Here is a 14,437-nt window from a genome sequence, read left to right as displayed (position 1 = left end):
TGGATGAGTGCGCCCGGTTTAGCTAGAAGGCTGTATCAGCCTAAAGGCAGAACCAGAGCGACGTTTCCGGTTTGCAGGGTTCTTGTGCAACGTATGCCACATTTTTGCATGCCTAGGGACCTTTGAGGACGAAAGTCTGGTCATTCCCCATGTGTGCGATCCGACTATTAAGGCTTCGCCTCAGCTGCTCTGGAGACTTCTTCAAAGCTCGGGCGGCGAGGCAAAGCAAAAAGAGAGCGGCTGTAAGAGGCTGTTCCGGATAAAACGGAGAACACGAAAGTGCCTACGATTAACCAGCTGGTCCGCAAGGGCCGCACGCCGAAGGTCTCCAAGACCAAGGCTCCCGCGCTTAAGGGCAGCCCGATGCGCCGCGGTGTTTGCACCCGCGTTTACACCACCACCCCGAAGAAGCCGAACTCGGCTCTGCGTAAGGTCGCACGTGTGCGCCTTAACGGTGGCATTGAAGTCACCGCCTACATCCCCGGTGTAGGCCACAACCTCCAGGAGCACTCCATTGTGCTCGTTCGTGGTGGTCGTGTGAAGGACCTCCCCGGTGTCCGCTACAAGATCGTCCGCGGCGCCCTCGATACCCAGGGTGTCAAGAACCGTAAGCAGGCCCGCAGCCGCTACGGCGCAAAGATGGAGAAGAAGTAATATGCCTCGCAAGGGTCCGGCCCCCAAGCGGCCGCTCGTACTAGATCCCGTTTACGGCTCCCCGCTGGTCACCCAGCTGATCAACAAGGTGCTCGTTGACGGCAAGAAGTCCACTGCAGAGCGCATCGTTTACGGTGCCCTCGAGGGTGCACGTGCCAAGTCCGGCGGCGACCCCGTTGCTGCCCTCAAGAAGGCCATGGAGAACGTCAAGCCTTCCCTCGAGGTCCGCTCCCGCCGTGTCGGTGGCGCCACCTACCAGGTTCCGGTTGAGGTCAAGCCCGGCCGTTCCACCGCCCTCGCGCTGCGCTGGCTGGTCGGCTACTCCAAGGCCCGCCGCGAAAAGACGATGACCGAGCGCCTCCAGAACGAAATCCTGGATGCCTCCAACGGTCTCGGTGCCGCTGTGAAGCGTCGCGAAGACACCCACAAGATGGCCGAGTCGAACAAGGCCTTCGCACACTACCGCTGGTAAAACTTCCCGGACGCCGCCGGCTCAGACGAGCCGGCGGCGAACGCGTAGTCCATCCGAAAGGGAGACACCGTGGCACAGGACGTGCTTACAGACCTTAGTAAGGTCCGCAACATCGGCATCATGGCCCACATTGATGCTGGCAAGACCACCACCACCGAGCGCATTCTGTTCTACACAGGTGTGAACCACAAGATCGGCGAAACGCACGACGGCGCGTCGACTACCGACTGGATGGAACAGGAGAAGGAACGCGGCATCACCATCACGTCTGCCGCCGTGACCTGCTTCTGGGAAAACAACCAGATCAACATCATTGACACCCCCGGCCACGTGGACTTCACCGTTGAGGTTGAGCGCTCCCTGCGCGTCCTCGACGGTGCCGTTGCCGTCTTTGATGGCAAGGAAGGCGTTGAGCCGCAGTCCGAGACCGTATGGCGTCAGGCTGACAAGTACAACGTTCCCCGTATCTGCTTCGTCAACAAGATGGACAAGCTCGGTGCTGACTTCTACTTCACCGTAGACACCATCATCAGCCGCCTCGGCGCCAAGCCGCTGGTCATGCAGCTGCCCATCGGTGCCGAGAACGACTTCATCGGCGTCGTGGACCTGCTCTACATGCGCGCCCTGGTGTGGCCCGGCGATGCCAAGGGTGACGTCACCATGGGTGCCAAGTACGAGATCCGCGAAATCCCGGCAGACCTCCAGGCCAAGGCCGAGGAATACCGCGCGAACCTCGTCGAGGCCGTTGCTGAGTCCTCCGAGGAACTCATGGAGAAGTACCTCGAGGGTGAAGAAATCAGCATCGACGAGCTCAAGGCCGGCATCCGCAAGATGACGATCAACTCTGAGATCTACCCGGTCTTCTGTGGTTCCGCGTTCAAGAACCGTGGTGTTCAGCCGATGCTCGACGCCGTGGTGGACTACCTGCCGAACCCGCTCGACGTCCCGCCGATGATCGGTCACGATCCCCGCGACGAAGAGAAGGAACTGACGCGCAAGCCTTCTTCGGAAGAGCCCTTCTCGGCTCTTGCCTTCAAGATTGCCGCGCACCCGTTCTTCGGTCAGCTGACCTTCATCCGCGTGTACTCCGGTCACGTGGAAGCAGGCGCGCAGGTGGTCAACTCCACCAAGGGCAAGAAGGAGCGCATCGGCAAGCTGTTCCAGATGCACGCCAATAAGGAAATGCCTGTTGAGGGCGCTACCGCCGGCCACATCTACGCAGCCATCGGTCTGAAGGACACCACCACGGGCGACACCCTGTGCGATGCCAGCAACCAGATCGTCCTCGAGTCCATGAGCTTCCCGGAGCCCGTGATCTCGGTTGCCATCGAGCCCAACACCAAGGGTGACCAGGAGAAGCTCTCCACGGCCATCCAGAAGCTCTCCGCTGAGGACCCGACCTTCCAGGTCTCCCTCAACGAAGACACCGGCCAGACCATCATCGCCGGCATGGGCGAGCTCCACCTGGACATCCTGGTGGACCGCATGCGCCGCGAGTTCAAGGTCGAAGCCAATGTTGGCAAGCCGCAGGTCGCTTACCGCGAGACCATCAAGCGCGCTGTAGAGCGTCACGACTACACGCACAAGAAGCAGACCGGTGGTTCCGGCCAGTTCGCAAAGATCCAGATTGCGATCGAGCCGCTGGACACCGCTGAGGGCGAGCTGTACGAGTTCGAGAACAAGGTCACCGGTGGCCGCGTTCCGCGCGAGTACATCCCGTCTGTCGATGCCGGTATCCAGGATGCGCTGAACGACGGCGTCCTGGCCGGATACCCGGTTGTCGGCATCAAGGCCACTCTGATTGACGGCGCCTACCACGATGTTGACTCCTCGGAAATGGCGTTCAAGATCGCCGGCCGTATGGCTTTCAAGGAAGCCGCACGCAAAGCGAACCCTGTTCTGCTCGAACCGCTGATGGATGTTGAGGTCCGCACCCCTGAGGAATACATGGGTGAAGTTATCGGTGACCTCAACTCCCGCCGTGGCCAGATGCAGTCCATGGAGGATGCCCAGGGCGTCAAGGTTGTCCGTGCGCACGTCCCGCTGTCCGGCATGTTCGGCTACATCGGTGACCTGCGTTCGAAGACCCAGGGCCGCGCTGTGTACTCCATGACGTTCAACAGTTACGCCGAGGTCCCGAAGGCAGTTGCCGACGAGATCATCCAGAAGACCCGCGGCGAATAGTCTTCGGACTGTTCACGCGAAAAACTCGGGTGAGTTTTCCGGCAACGGGAACCCGCCTGGCGCAGGCGGCCGGCCTCCGGTCCAGACCGGATCCGGCCGCCTGAGCCGAACAGGCTCTAGGGGCTAGTATTAGTTCCTGAATCTGCAATTTCACCAATCCAAAGCCCCCAAGTAGACTTACTGGAGTTTCTGCCGCGACAAGCGCGGTCGAAGGGTAAGTCATTTGAAAAACGTTCTAGGAGGAACCTGTGGCAAAGGCAAAGTTCGAGCGGACTAAGCCGCACGTTAACATCGGTACCATTGGTCACGTTGACCACGGTAAGACGACGTTGACGGCCGCCATTTCCAAGGTGCTGTACGACAAGTACCCGACTCTCAACGAGAAGCGTGACTTCGCGTCGATCGACTCTGCTCCCGAAGAGCGTCAGCGCGGCATTACCATCAACATCTCCCACGTTGAGTACCAGACCGAGAAGCGCCACTACGCACACGTAGACGCTCCGGGTCACGCTGACTACATCAAGAACATGATCACCGGCGCTGCTCAGATGGACGGTGCAATCCTCGTGGTTGCCGCCACTGACGGTCCGATGGCCCAGACCCGCGAGCACGTTCTGCTCGCCCGCCAGGTTGGCGTTCCCTACCTGCTGGTCGCGCTGAACAAGGCAGACATGGTTGATGACGAGGAACTCCTCGACCTCGTCGAAATGGAAGTTCGTGAGCTCCTGAGCTCGCAGGGCTTCGACGGCGACGAAGCTCCGGTCGTCCGCGTTTCCGGCCTGAAGGCCCTGGAAGGCGACCCCGAGTGGGTCAAGTCCGTTGAGGACCTGATGGCTGCTGTCGACGAGTCCGTTCCGGACCCCGTACGTGACCGCGACAAGCCGTTCCTGATGCCGATTGAAGACGTCTTCACCATCACCGGCCGTGGCACCGTTGTTACGGGCCGCGCCGAGCGTGGAACCCTCGCCATCAACTCTGAGGTCGAGATCGTCGGTATCCGCCCGGTCCAGAAGACCACGGTCACCGGTATCGAGATGTTCCACAAGCAGCTCGACGAAGCATGGGCCGGCGAGAACTGTGGCCTCCTGCTCCGCGGTCTGAAGCGCGATGACGTCGAGCGTGGCCAGGTTGTCGTCAAGCCGGGTTCCATCACCCCGCACACCGACTTCGAGGCCAACGTCTACATCCTTTCCAAGGACGAAGGCGGACGTCACAACCCGTTCTACTCGAACTACCGCCCGCAGTTCTACTTCCGCACCACGGACGTCACCGGCGTTATCACCCTGCCGGAAGGCACGGAAATGGTTATGCCCGGCGATAACACTGAGATGACCGTTGCGCTCATCCAGCCGATCGCTATGGAAGAGGGCCTCGGCTTCGCTATCCGTGAAGGCGGCCGCACCGTTGGTTCGGGACGTGTCACCAAGATCATCAAGTAGTAACTTGCTGATCCTGGATCGGAAGGCCTAAGGGCCGGACAGATCTTCTAAACAGCCCCGCTGCTAGTGCAGCGGGGCTGTTTTTTGCTACTCTTAATCCATTCATTGGATTAATTGCTGCCGGTACCTTGTGTCGTCAGCAATAGTCGGAAGGCGGCGGCATGTGGACCTCAACGGATGAGGCGTACAACGCCGGCTACCGGGCCGGACACCTTCAGGGTTGGGTGGATGCGCTGGCCCAGTCGGGAGCTGCGGCTCAAGCCGCAGGCGCTGCGCCCCCGAGCCGCGAACCCGCGACAACTGTTACTCCAGAACAACCGGCGCCCCAACGCGGGGCAACCAGATTCCCCGTGCCCCCGGCGGGGGCACCTCAAGCCATGGCGCCCCAAGTCCAAGCACCCCAAGCCCGTGCACCCCAAGCCCGTGCACCCCAAGCCGGTGCACCCCAAGCCAGGGTGCCCAAGCCTGCGTGGCCCGAACCCCGGCGGCTGGCACCGCAGCCACGCCGGGTCCGTCAAGCAGCAGGACCGGCCGTCTCGGAACGTCCGCCGTCCGTTCCTGCCCTTACAGACGCTGAAGCGCGGGCCGAGCGCGAGCAGGCGCGGGCCAAGCGTGAACGGCAAAACATCAACGTCACGCTCTACGTTGCCAGCCTGCTCCTCGTCGCCGCCGGCTCGCTCTTTATCGGCACCGGACTCCCCGCACCGTTGCGGTTCGCGGGCGTCTGCACCATCACCGCGCTGTTCTATGTGGCGGGCCTGGTCCTGCACCGCCGCGCCCCGCGGCTGAAGCCGGCCGCCGTCGCCTTCTCCGGAACAGGGCTGGCCCTGATACCGGTGGCCGGCCTGGCCATGGACACCCTTGTCCTGGAGAATGCGGCGCTCTCCTGGCTGGTCACCTCAGCCGTAGGGACCGCGGCCTATGCGGTAGCGGCTGTTCGCTTGGAGAGCCGGGTCCTGGTCTATCTCTCGCTGTCATTCCTCGCAACCACCGCATGGTCGGGGGTCGCGGTCCTGGGCGGGGCGCTGATCTGGTATTTCACGGCACTTATTGGAGTGGCGGTGTTCTTCACGGTCCTTGCCATCCTGCAGCCCCGGTGGTTGCCGCCGCTGTATCTCCGGCCGCTAGCCCGGCTGCATCCCTTCATCGTTCCGGCGGTGGCGGTTGCCGCCACGACCGTTCCGCTGATGCTTGGGCTCGGGGATTATGCGCGCATTATGGCGATGTGCGGCGGCTACTTCCTGGTGACCTCCGTGTCACCAGGGACGCACTTCCGAACACTTCAGTTCCTGGCGGGCAGGGTCAGCCTGACGGTGGCGGCGTCCGTCGCGGTATGGGACCTGACAAATCGGGGGAGTGCCGCCCTCGCCGCGGCAGCCATGCTGCTGGCCGCCCAGGCACTGGCAACTGTCCTGTATACCGGCCGGCTGGGAAGGGGGCCGTTTCAGGACGCGGTCAGCGGCGTCATACGCCACCGCCGGTGGCAGGCGGACGTGCTCGCCACTTTTGGCGGTCAGCTGCTGGTGACCGTGGTCTTCTCGGCCGCCGAGCCGTTGGATCTGATGATGGGGCTGGCAGGCACCGCTGAAGGATGGATGCTGCCGGTGATGACCTGGATGGCGCTCCTGACAGGCATGATGCTTGCCGCGAAGCAACGCGGGGCTGCGGAGTGGGCCCCTGTTGGAGCGCTCGGCATGGCCATCCTCCTCGCGGGCCCGCTGGGTGCCTGGACGCTGGCTGGACTGCTCGTCGCCGGAGCGGTCTTTTGGATCCTGCGGTCCCTCCCGCCGGCTGCGGCGCTGCGTCTCCATTTCATTCTCGCTGCCCGCCTGGCCGTGAGCCTCGCGGCACCAGTTGTGACGGCGGCGGTCGTTGGTGACAGCGACGCACGGTTCCAGTACGCCGTCCTTGTGCTGGTCCTGGTCCTGGTACTTCAGCAGCTGGGCACGGCTGCCTTGCTCCGGCGCCGCATTCGAGCGTTGGCGCCGCAGGCCAGCCTGGCCCTGTTCACCGCCGCAGGCTTGGGAGCCATGACAGTGCTGGCACTCGTTGAGGAAGAGGCCTCGCTGTTTCCTGAGGCGGAGCAGGTCGGGGGCATAGCCCTCGGTGCCCAGCTTCTTGCTTCGCTGGTCGCGGGCGTGATGCTGTTTGCGCGGCAGGAAAACAAGGGTGGCTGGCGTCCATCCATCCCCGAGGCTGTTCCGCTGTTCGTTTCCGCTGCGGCCGTGCCCCTGGCCTTCGAAACCCTCACACTCCCGCTGGGCAATGCGGCGCTTTTGGCCACGACGGGCTACCTTGCGCTGACGGCCGCCCGGGCAGGGAGGGACGCCGCCCCCACGGCCAACAGGGGAGCGCCAGCCGGGCCGTCCGTCCGTGGAGGAAGCACACGCGGGCGATGCTACTGGTGGCTCGCCCGTGCTGCCGCAACGGCGCTGGTGCTGACCCTGTTCCACCAACTCGTCCGCGACGCCGGTCCCGTGCGGCTCGTCGGGGAGAACCTTGCGCCGGCCACTGTCCTCGCCGTCGCGCTGTTCCTTCAGCTCACTGTTCCGTTGCGGGCGGCATTTCCCGGGACGGCAAAAGGACGTGATGTGGCGGACGCCGCCGTCCTTCTCGTGCTGCAGGCAGCAGCTATCGTGTCCGTGGATGTCCCTGCGTCCGTCTTTGATCCGGAGACACTGTCGGCGCATGCCCTGTTCACCACGGTGCTCCTCGCCACCGGTGCCGCCGCTGCGGGCTATCTGCTCCGGCGTCAACCATGGTCGGCGGTGTTCGCTCCGGCCACGTTCGCCTTCCTGCTGCTCATACGCGGCGACAACCTTCCCGCCGTTGAGATTCTGCTGGCCGTCTTCGCGGTCTTCAGCGCAGCCATGGTGGTTGGCATGGAGAACCGTATGTGGAGAGGCGGGTACTTCGCGGCGGCCCGCGTTCTGGCTGCAGCGCTGGCGGTGGTGCTCAGCTATGACGTCTGGGCATCAGCCACGGTCGTCGCGGTGGCCTTCGCACTGGTGCTCGCGGCACAGCACGTCATCCGCTGGGTCATGCGCTACCGCCTGACGGACGTCCCGTTCCAGCAGGCAGCGGTCTGGATTACGCTGGCAGGCCAGGCGCTGCTTCCGCTCGTATATCTTGCCCAGCCGTTCCGTGGGGACCTTACCGCGGACGACGGCGGCCGTTGGGTCGTGCTGTTGTCCTTGCTTCTGGTGCTGCTCTCCGCCGTGGCGGCCGGCCGGTTCTTTGCCGCCCGCGGAGCTGTCTATCTCGCCGTCTACGCTGCGGCCTTCGCCGTGATCGCGCTGGGGCCGCTGCTGCCCTTCCCTCCGCTTTCCTCGGCTGCCGTGTTCCTCGCAGCCCCCGTGTTGACCCACGCAGGCGTCGCGTTGGGTTTGCTGGCGCTGTCCCTGGCCTCCACGGCAGGCGGAATTTTGTGGCGCCACAGCTTAGGCGAAGGGGTGGACCGCTGGCTGTGGCTGGCGGCAGCCCTCACGTTCGGCTCCGCGTCGGCCGCGCTGGCTCCGCCGTCCGCGGAGTGGATTTCCGGGCTGGCTGTGCTCGCGCTCTCGGCTGCGTGTTTCGCGGCTGCGCACCTCGACCCGCTCCCCGGTTTCTACCCGCCGGCAGTTCTGGCGGCGCTGGCTGGTGCGGTCATGGCGGCAGACGACGCCTTGGGAGACGTGCCGGGACCGTGGGGCTTTTACCTGCCGTGGCTGGGTGGCGGCGGCGCAGCGGCCGTGGCACTCTACGCGGCGGGCAGGCTCCGCAGACGGCGGTTCCCAGATGCGACGCGGCGGGCCGGTGGGGAGGTCGAGGCGGCCGGCCGGTACCGCGACATTCCCTACCTCTCCCTGGTGGGAGCAGCAGTCCTGGGATTTGCCGCCGCAGGTCTCACGGGATTGCTGTACAGCGCTACATCTTGGGCGGGGGCTGCGCTGGTAACCGTAACCGCCGCCGTCGTCTGGCTGGAGACGCCGGCCGCGGTGCGGAGGCCTGCCGCGGAGTTCGGTTCCCTGGCCGTGACTGCCGCGGTCCAGCGCGCGGCGCTCTTTGCCGAACCCGGGTGGCCTGGCGTGTTCCGGGATGATGCCTTTTCGCCCGACCCCTTCTGGACGCTCCAGTGGTACGTGGTGTGGGCCGCGGCGCTTGGCGTGCTGCGCTACCGGTCCCGCCACGCCGCTGGCGGAAAGCTGTACCTGGGCCTTGCCGCCGGACTGCTCTCGTTGTGCGGGGTCCTGGTGATCTTCGGCGGCGATGGCGCCCAGCAGCTTTGGGTGCTGGCATTCTTCTCCCTGCTGCTCGTGGCGGGGCTGGGCTACGGCGAACGGCTCTTTGTTGGATGGGGTGCGGTGGGCGTCGCACTGTGCATCATGTGGGCCATGCGCCAGTACACGTATGCGCTTCTTGCCCTGATCGCAGCCGGCCTCATCGCACTCGCCCTCTGGAAGCTCAGCCGCGGTAAGCCGGCCGGGACGGACTGAGCGCAATCTGTCCATATGGCTTGGCCGTGCCCTGATATCGTTGCCCCAAGAGAGAGGGGCGCATCATGGAATTTCTGATCTTCCTGATCGTGGTTGCAGCGGTTGTGGCGGGTGTCTTCTGGGCCAAGAAGTATTTCCGCAATGAGATTGACCGCGTCAAGCGCATCAACCGCGCCAACAAGAACAAATAGCGCCGGGTCTCTTAAGCGCGTGCCTTCCGGGCGCGGCTGAGGGCCTGCAGCCAGTAGAACGACGTTTTGGGCGTGCGCTTGAGCGTGTCAAAGTCCACATGGACCAGACCGAAGCGCTGTGAATACCCGGCTGCCCATTCGAAGTTATCCATCAGCGTCCAGACGTAGTACCCCAGCAGTTCCACGTCGTGCGCAATCCCGCCCGGTGCGGTGGACGCCATCGCATGATGGAGATGGTGGGCCAGATAGTCGATCCGGCGGGCGTCCTCGATGGGCCCGGTGACGTGCTCCGGCTCCGGGAAACTCGCGCCGCTCTCCGTGATGTACAGCGGAGGCAGGGCCGCCCCGTACCTGTCCTTGAGTTCGCGCAGCAGGATTCCCAGATGGTCGGGCGCCACCGGCCAGCCGAAGCCCGTGATGTCGTATTCCGGAAAGGGCGCCATATGGAACGGCATACGGGCCATGACCTCGGTCCTGCCCGCGGGACTCCTGGCAGGACCCCGTCCGGTGGCGACCTTCACCGGGTAGTAGTAGTTCACGCCGTAGAAATCCAGGGGCTGGCTGATGAGGCGGAGGTCGTCGTCGGAAGCCCTCGTAAGGTACCTGAACCAGGGGCGGGCAGCGGCGGGAGGCTTGGGATAGCGGCCCAAGAGAATGGGATCGGCGTAAATCCTGTTGAGGACCAGGTCAAACACCCTGGCCAGCAGGCGGTCGGTGAACCTCCCCGAGGCCGGACGCACGGGGGAATGAAGATTGGTCACGCCGATGCCGCCGGCGATGCCGGCAGCCCGCAGGGCCTGGACGGCAAGCCCGTGCGCCAGCAGCTGGTGATGCACCGAGGGCAGGGCCTTGAAGAGCAGGTCCCGGCCAGGCGCGTGGACGCCAAGCGCATAACCGTTGAGGGTCACGGAGACAGGCTCGTTGAGCGTGACCCACTGCGCAACGCGGTCGCCTAGCCGTTTTCCGGCGGCCGCGGCATACGCCGCGAAGTGCTCCGCCGTGGCGCGGTTCATCCAGCCGCCGCTGTGTTCGAGGGGGAGCGGTGTGTCCCAGTGGTAGAGGGTCACCATGGGGGAGATGCCCGCGCCGAGCAGCTGGTCGACGAGCCTGTCGTAAAAACCCAGGCCCTGGGAGTTGAAGGCACCGCGGCCGTCCGGCTGGATCCGAGGCCAAGAGAGCGAGAAACGGTAGGAATCGATGCCCAGTTCCCGGATCAGGGCGATGTCTTCGGGAACCCGGTTGTAATGGTCGCAGGCCACCGCGGGGGAGTGCCCGTTCAGTATCTTGCCGGGTTTGGCGGCGAACGCATCCCAGCCTGACGGGCCCCGGCCGTCGGCCGCCAGGGCGCCCTCGATCTGAAAGGCTGCGGCCGCCACTCCCAGGGTGAACCCGGGCCTGAGCCGCCCTGCGAGGTCACGCACGGAAGAGTTGTCTACGGCGTCAGCATTCTGCCCGGCCACTCATCTATCATCCATTCGAAATTTTCCGAAGGCAATGACCCCGCTTCAGGGGCTGGTGGGGCGGGCAACGTGCCGGCAAACCGGCCCCCGCCGGCTCCAACTGGGACCGTGCACGGCGCGCTGCGGGCTGATTGGCTTCCCCGGGCAAAATCCGGCATACTAGATGAGTTGTTCAAGCGCTTCTTCGCGTCCCGATCCGGATAATGCCGGGTGCCAGGGTCCAAGTCGAAGTCCAAACATAACCCACCCCCCAATGGAACTGCGGGCTCGCACGCTTCGAAGGTGCGACACGCCCGACCGCGGGGGTCGGTTACGCCGGCAGGTTGAGGAACCCGGATTCTTCCGGATTCAGCTTGTGCGGCGGGTGGTAGTCCTAACTTCAAATGCTTCGGCAGCCACACAACGAGTAAGTGAACAGGGCAGCCCCAACCAGGGGAAGCACAGACTGAAAGAGAGTCAGGCGACATGGCGGGACAAAAAATCCGCATCCGGCTGAAGTCATACGACCACGAGGTCATTGACGTTTCAGCACGGAAGATCGTTGAGACGGTCACGCGCGCAGGCGCAACGGTAGTCGGCCCCGTGCCGCTGCCTACGGAGAAGAACGTTTACTGCGTTATCCGCTCTCCCCACAAGTACAAGGACAGCCGCGAGCACTTCGAAATGCGCACGCACAAGCGTCTGATCGACATCATCGACCCCACGCCGAAGGCAGTTGACTCGCTTATGCGCCTCGACCTGCCGGCCGACGTGAACATCGAAATCAAGCTGTAGGGAGGTGCTGAGAGACTATGACCGCAACCCGTAACGTAAAGGGCCTGCTGGGCACGAAGCTCGGCATGACCCAGGTCTGGGACGAGAACAACAAGCTCATCCCCGTCACTGTTGTCCAGGCTGACTCGAACGTCATCACCCAGCTGCGCAACGCAGAGACTGATGGCTACGTCGCCGTTCAGATCGGCTACGGCCAGATCGATCCCCGCAAGGTCACCAAGCCGCTGGCTGGTCACTTTGAGAAGGCAGGCGTCACGCCTCGCCGCCACGTCGTCGAACTCCGTACCGCAGATGCTGCCGAGTACGAGCTGGGCCAGGAGCTCTCTGTAGAGGTCTTCGAAGCCGGCCAGAAGATCGACGTCATCGGCACCACCAAGGGTAAGGGCTTCGCCGGTGTTATGAAGCGTCACGGCTTCCACGGCGTTGGAGCTTCCCACGGTGCCCACAAGAACCACCGTAAGCCCGGTTCAATCGGTGGCGCATCCACCCCGAGCCGCGTCTTCAAGGGCATGAAAATGGCCGGCCGCATGGGCGCCGTTCGTCACACCACGCTGAACCTCACTGTTCACGCGGTTGACGTCGAGAAGTCGCTGCTCCTGATCAAGGGCGCCGTTCCCGGTGCCCGCGGCCAGGTCGTACTCGTACGCACCGCCGTGAAGGGAGCCTAGTTCAATGGCTAACACTGTCCAGGTTGACCTGCCTGCAGAGATCTTCGACGTTCAGACCAACGTGCCGCTGCTGCACCAGGTCGTCGTTGCACAGCTCGCTGCTGCTCGCCAGGGTACCCACAAGACCAAGACCCGCGCCGAAGTTTCCGGTGCAGGCCGCAAGCCGTTCAAGCAGAAGGGTACCGGCCGCGCCCGTCAGGGTTCGATCCGCGCTCCTCACATGACCGGTGGTGGCATTGTCCACGGTCCGACCCCTCGCGACTACAGCCAGCGCACCCCCAAGAAGATGATTGCTGCTGCACTCCGCGGCGCACTGTCTGACCGCGCCCGTAACGGACGCATCCACGTCGTTGCTGAACTGGTTGCCGGCTCCAAGCCGTCCTCCAAGGAAGCACTGGCAACGCTGCGCGGCGTCTCCGAGCGCAAGAACCTGCTCGTTGTCATTGAGCGCGCCAACGATGTTGCTGCACTGTCCGTGCGCAACCTCGAGGAAGTTCACGTTCTGTACGCAGACCAGCTGAACACCTACGACGTTCTCGTTTCTGACGACGTAGTCTTCACCAAGGCTGCCTACGAAGCATTCGTTGCTGACAAGGCTGCAAAGAACGAGGAGGATGCCAAGTGAGCGCAGCCACCATCAAAGACCCCCGCGACGTCGTGCTTGCACCCGTCGTGTCGGAAAAGAGCTACGGCCTGATCGACGAGGGCAAGTACACCTTCCTGGTGGACCCCCGCTCGAACAAGACCGAGATCAAGCTGGCCGTGGAGAAGATTTTCTCCGTCAAGGTCGAATCGATCAACACCATCAACCGTGCCGGTAAGCGCAAGCGCACCAAATTCGGATGGGGTACCCGCAAGAACACCAAGCGTGCGATTGTCACCCTCAAAGAAGGCACTATCGACATCTTCGGCGGTCCGCTCGCGTAGCGGAGACCACTTTAACGAGGAAATGAATTATGGGAATCCGTAAATACAAGCCGACTACCCCGGGCCGTCGCGGCTCGAGCGTAGCGGACTTCACCGAAATCACGCGGTCGACGCCGGAAAAGTCGTTGGTACGTCCGCTGCCCAAAAAGGGTGGCCGTAACAACACCGGTAAGATCACGACCCGTCACAAGGGTGGTGGACACAAGCGTCAGTACCGTCTGATCGACTTCCGCCGCCACGACAAGGACGGCGTCAACGCCCGCGTTGCCGAAATCGAGTACGATCCGAACCGCACGGCTCGCATCGCCCTCCTGCACTACGTTGATGGCACCAAGCGTTACATCATCGCCCCGAACAAGCTCTCCCAGGGCGACTTCGTGGAGGCCGGCGCCAACGCTGACATCAAGCCTGGCAACAACCTGCCCCTGCGCAACATCCCGGTCGGTACCGTTATCCACGCAGTTGAACTGCGTCCGGGTGGCGGCGCCAAGATGGCCCGTTCCGCTGGAGCTTCTGTTCAGCTCGTCGCCAAGGAAGGCCGTTTCGCCCAGCTGCGTCTGCCCTCCGGCGAAATCCGCAACGTTGATGTGCGCTGCCGCGCAACCATCGGCGAGGTCGGCAACGCCGAGCAGTCGAACATCAACTGGGGCAAGGCCGGCCGCATGCGGTGGAAGGGCGTTCGCCCGACCGTCCGTGGTGTCGCCATGAACCCGGTCGATCACCCGCATGGTGGTGGTGAAGGTAAGACCTCCGGTGGACGTCACCCGGTCAACCCGAATGGTAAGCCTGAAGGCCGTACCCGCCGTCCCAACAAAGAGAGCGACAAGCTTATTGTTCGTCGCCGTCGTACTGGCAAGAACAAGCGATAGGAGCCTGGACACATGCCACGCAGCCTGAAAAAAGGTCCTTTCGTTGACCAGCACCTCTTTGTGAAGGTAGCAAGGGAAAACGAAAAGGGCACCAAGAACGTCATCAAGACCTGGTCCCGCCGTTCGATGATCATCCCCGACATGCTGGGGCACACGATCGCCGTGCACGACGGACGCAAGCACATCCCGGTGTTTGTCACCGAGTCGATGGTCGGGCACAAGCTCGGCGAATTCGCTCCGACGCGGACATTCCGCGGCCATGTCAAGGACGACCGTAAGGGCAAGCGCCGCTAGGCGCCTGCACTTACGTCAAAGACGAGAGAA

General features: G+C 63.6%; 13 protein-coding genes. 12 read left to right on the top strand and 1 reads right to left on the bottom strand.

Annotation, left to right across the window (positions count from 1 at the left end):
• Positions 1-279 precede the first annotated feature (279 nt).
• The 6 genes from rpsL to ACIP90_RS15340 all read left to right on the top strand — a co-directional run bounded on the left by rpsL (position 280) and on the right by ACIP90_RS15340 (position 9,415).
• The gene (gene rpsL / locus ACIP90_RS15365) at positions 280-654 is read left to right on the top strand and encodes a 30S ribosomal protein S12 (RefSeq protein ID WP_003803830.1); all 375 of its coding nucleotides are present in this window, start codon (positions 280-282) and stop codon (positions 652-654) included.
• Between the two features lies 1 nt (position 655).
• Complete coding sequence (gene rpsG / locus ACIP90_RS15360; protein ID WP_011692813.1) at positions 656-1,126, top strand: 30S ribosomal protein S7; 471 nt, start codon at positions 656-658, stop codon at positions 1,124-1,126.
• A gap of 69 nt (positions 1,127-1,195) precedes the next feature.
• On the top strand, positions 1,196-3,310 hold the full coding sequence (gene fusA / locus ACIP90_RS15355) for an elongation factor G (protein WP_400580298.1): 2,115 nt from the start codon (positions 1,196-1,198) through the stop codon (positions 3,308-3,310).
• A 248-nt stretch (positions 3,311-3,558) separates the two neighbouring features.
• Positions 3,559-4,749 (top strand): elongation factor Tu, encoded by a 1,191-nt coding sequence (tuf, locus tag ACIP90_RS15350; RefSeq protein WP_003803827.1) that lies wholly within the window; start codon positions 3,559-3,561, stop codon positions 4,747-4,749.
• A 377-nt stretch (positions 4,750-5,126) separates the two neighbouring features.
• Positions 5,127-9,224 carry a hypothetical protein gene (locus tag ACIP90_RS15345; protein ID WP_400580296.1) on the top strand — a complete coding sequence of 1,366 codons (4,098 nt, stop codon included), beginning with the start codon at positions 5,127-5,129 and terminating at the stop codon, positions 9,222-9,224.
• Positions 9,225-9,289: 65 nt separating this feature from the next.
• A complete protein-coding gene (locus ACIP90_RS15340; protein ID WP_400580294.1) occupies positions 9,290-9,415 on the top strand; it encodes a hypothetical protein in 126 nt (41 codons plus the stop codon).
• Positions 9,416-9,426: 11 nt separating this feature from the next.
• Here the strand turns inward: ACIP90_RS15340 and ACIP90_RS15335 are convergent, their stop codons facing one another.
• A complete protein-coding gene (locus tag ACIP90_RS15335; RefSeq protein ID WP_400580293.1) occupies positions 9,427-10,875 on the bottom strand; it encodes a GH1 family beta-glucosidase in 1,449 nt (482 codons plus the stop codon).
• 465 nt (positions 10,876-11,340) lie between these two features.
• Here ACIP90_RS15335 and rpsJ point away from each other — a divergent pair, with 465 nt between their 5' ends.
• Genes rpsJ through rpsS form a run of 6 tightly spaced genes read left to right on the top strand, consistent with a single transcriptional unit; the run spans position 11,341 to position 14,407 of the window.
• Positions 11,341-11,649 (top strand): 30S ribosomal protein S10, encoded by a 309-nt coding sequence (gene rpsJ / locus ACIP90_RS15330; RefSeq protein WP_003803825.1) that lies wholly within the window; start codon positions 11,341-11,343, stop codon positions 11,647-11,649.
• A gap of 17 nt (positions 11,650-11,666) precedes the next feature.
• Complete coding sequence (rplC, locus tag ACIP90_RS15325) at positions 11,667-12,317, top strand: 50S ribosomal protein L3 (protein WP_018769133.1); 651 nt, start codon at positions 11,667-11,669, stop codon at positions 12,315-12,317.
• 4 nt (positions 12,318-12,321) lie between these two features.
• Positions 12,322-12,942 (top strand): 50S ribosomal protein L4, encoded by a 621-nt coding sequence (rplD, locus tag ACIP90_RS15320; RefSeq protein WP_400580291.1) that lies wholly within the window; start codon positions 12,322-12,324, stop codon positions 12,940-12,942.
• Positions 12,939-13,244, top strand: coding sequence for a 50S ribosomal protein L23 (rplW, locus tag ACIP90_RS15315; protein ID WP_011692807.1), 306 nt, complete (start codon positions 12,939-12,941; stop codon positions 13,242-13,244). Before rplD ends, rplW begins: the two co-directional genes overlap by 4 nt.
• Before the next feature lie 29 nt (positions 13,245-13,273).
• The gene (gene rplB, locus ACIP90_RS15310) at positions 13,274-14,113 is read left to right on the top strand and encodes a 50S ribosomal protein L2 (RefSeq protein WP_003803804.1); all 840 of its coding nucleotides are present in this window, start codon (positions 13,274-13,276) and stop codon (positions 14,111-14,113) included.
• 12 nt (positions 14,114-14,125) lie between these two features.
• The gene (rpsS, locus tag ACIP90_RS15305) at positions 14,126-14,407 is read left to right on the top strand and encodes a 30S ribosomal protein S19 (protein WP_003803803.1); all 282 of its coding nucleotides are present in this window, start codon (positions 14,126-14,128) and stop codon (positions 14,405-14,407) included.
• Positions 14,408-14,437: the final 30 nt, after the last annotated feature.

This window comes from Arthrobacter sp. NPDC093139 (assembly GCF_044754165.1).
GTDB lineage: Bacteria > Actinomycetota > Actinomycetes > Actinomycetales > Micrococcaceae > Arthrobacter.
The sequence above is the reverse complement of the archived record's forward strand: the minus strand, read 5'-3'. Positions and strand labels throughout refer to the sequence as shown.

Excerpts from the sequence above, each read along its gene's own strand:
- rpsG (WP_011692813.1), top strand. The coding sequence starts at position 656 with ATGCCTCGCAAGGGTCCGGCCCCCAAGCGGCCGCTCGTACTAGATCCC.
- ACIP90_RS15345 (WP_400580296.1), top strand. The coding sequence starts at position 5,127 with ATGGCGCCCCAAGTCCAAGCACCCCAAGCCCGTGCACCCCAAGCCCGT.
- ACIP90_RS15340 (WP_400580294.1), top strand. The coding sequence starts at position 9,290 with ATGGAATTTCTGATCTTCCTGATCGTGGTTGCAGCGGTTGTGGCGGGT.
- rpsJ (WP_003803825.1), top strand. The coding sequence starts at position 11,341 with ATGGCGGGACAAAAAATCCGCATCCGGCTGAAGTCATACGACCACGAG.
- rplC (WP_018769133.1), top strand. The coding sequence starts at position 11,667 with ATGACCGCAACCCGTAACGTAAAGGGCCTGCTGGGCACGAAGCTCGGC.
- rplD (WP_400580291.1), top strand. The coding sequence starts at position 12,322 with ATGGCTAACACTGTCCAGGTTGACCTGCCTGCAGAGATCTTCGACGTT.
- rplB (WP_003803804.1), top strand. The coding sequence starts at position 13,274 with ATGGGAATCCGTAAATACAAGCCGACTACCCCGGGCCGTCGCGGCTCG.
- rpsS (WP_003803803.1), top strand. The coding sequence starts at position 14,126 with ATGCCACGCAGCCTGAAAAAAGGTCCTTTCGTTGACCAGCACCTCTTT.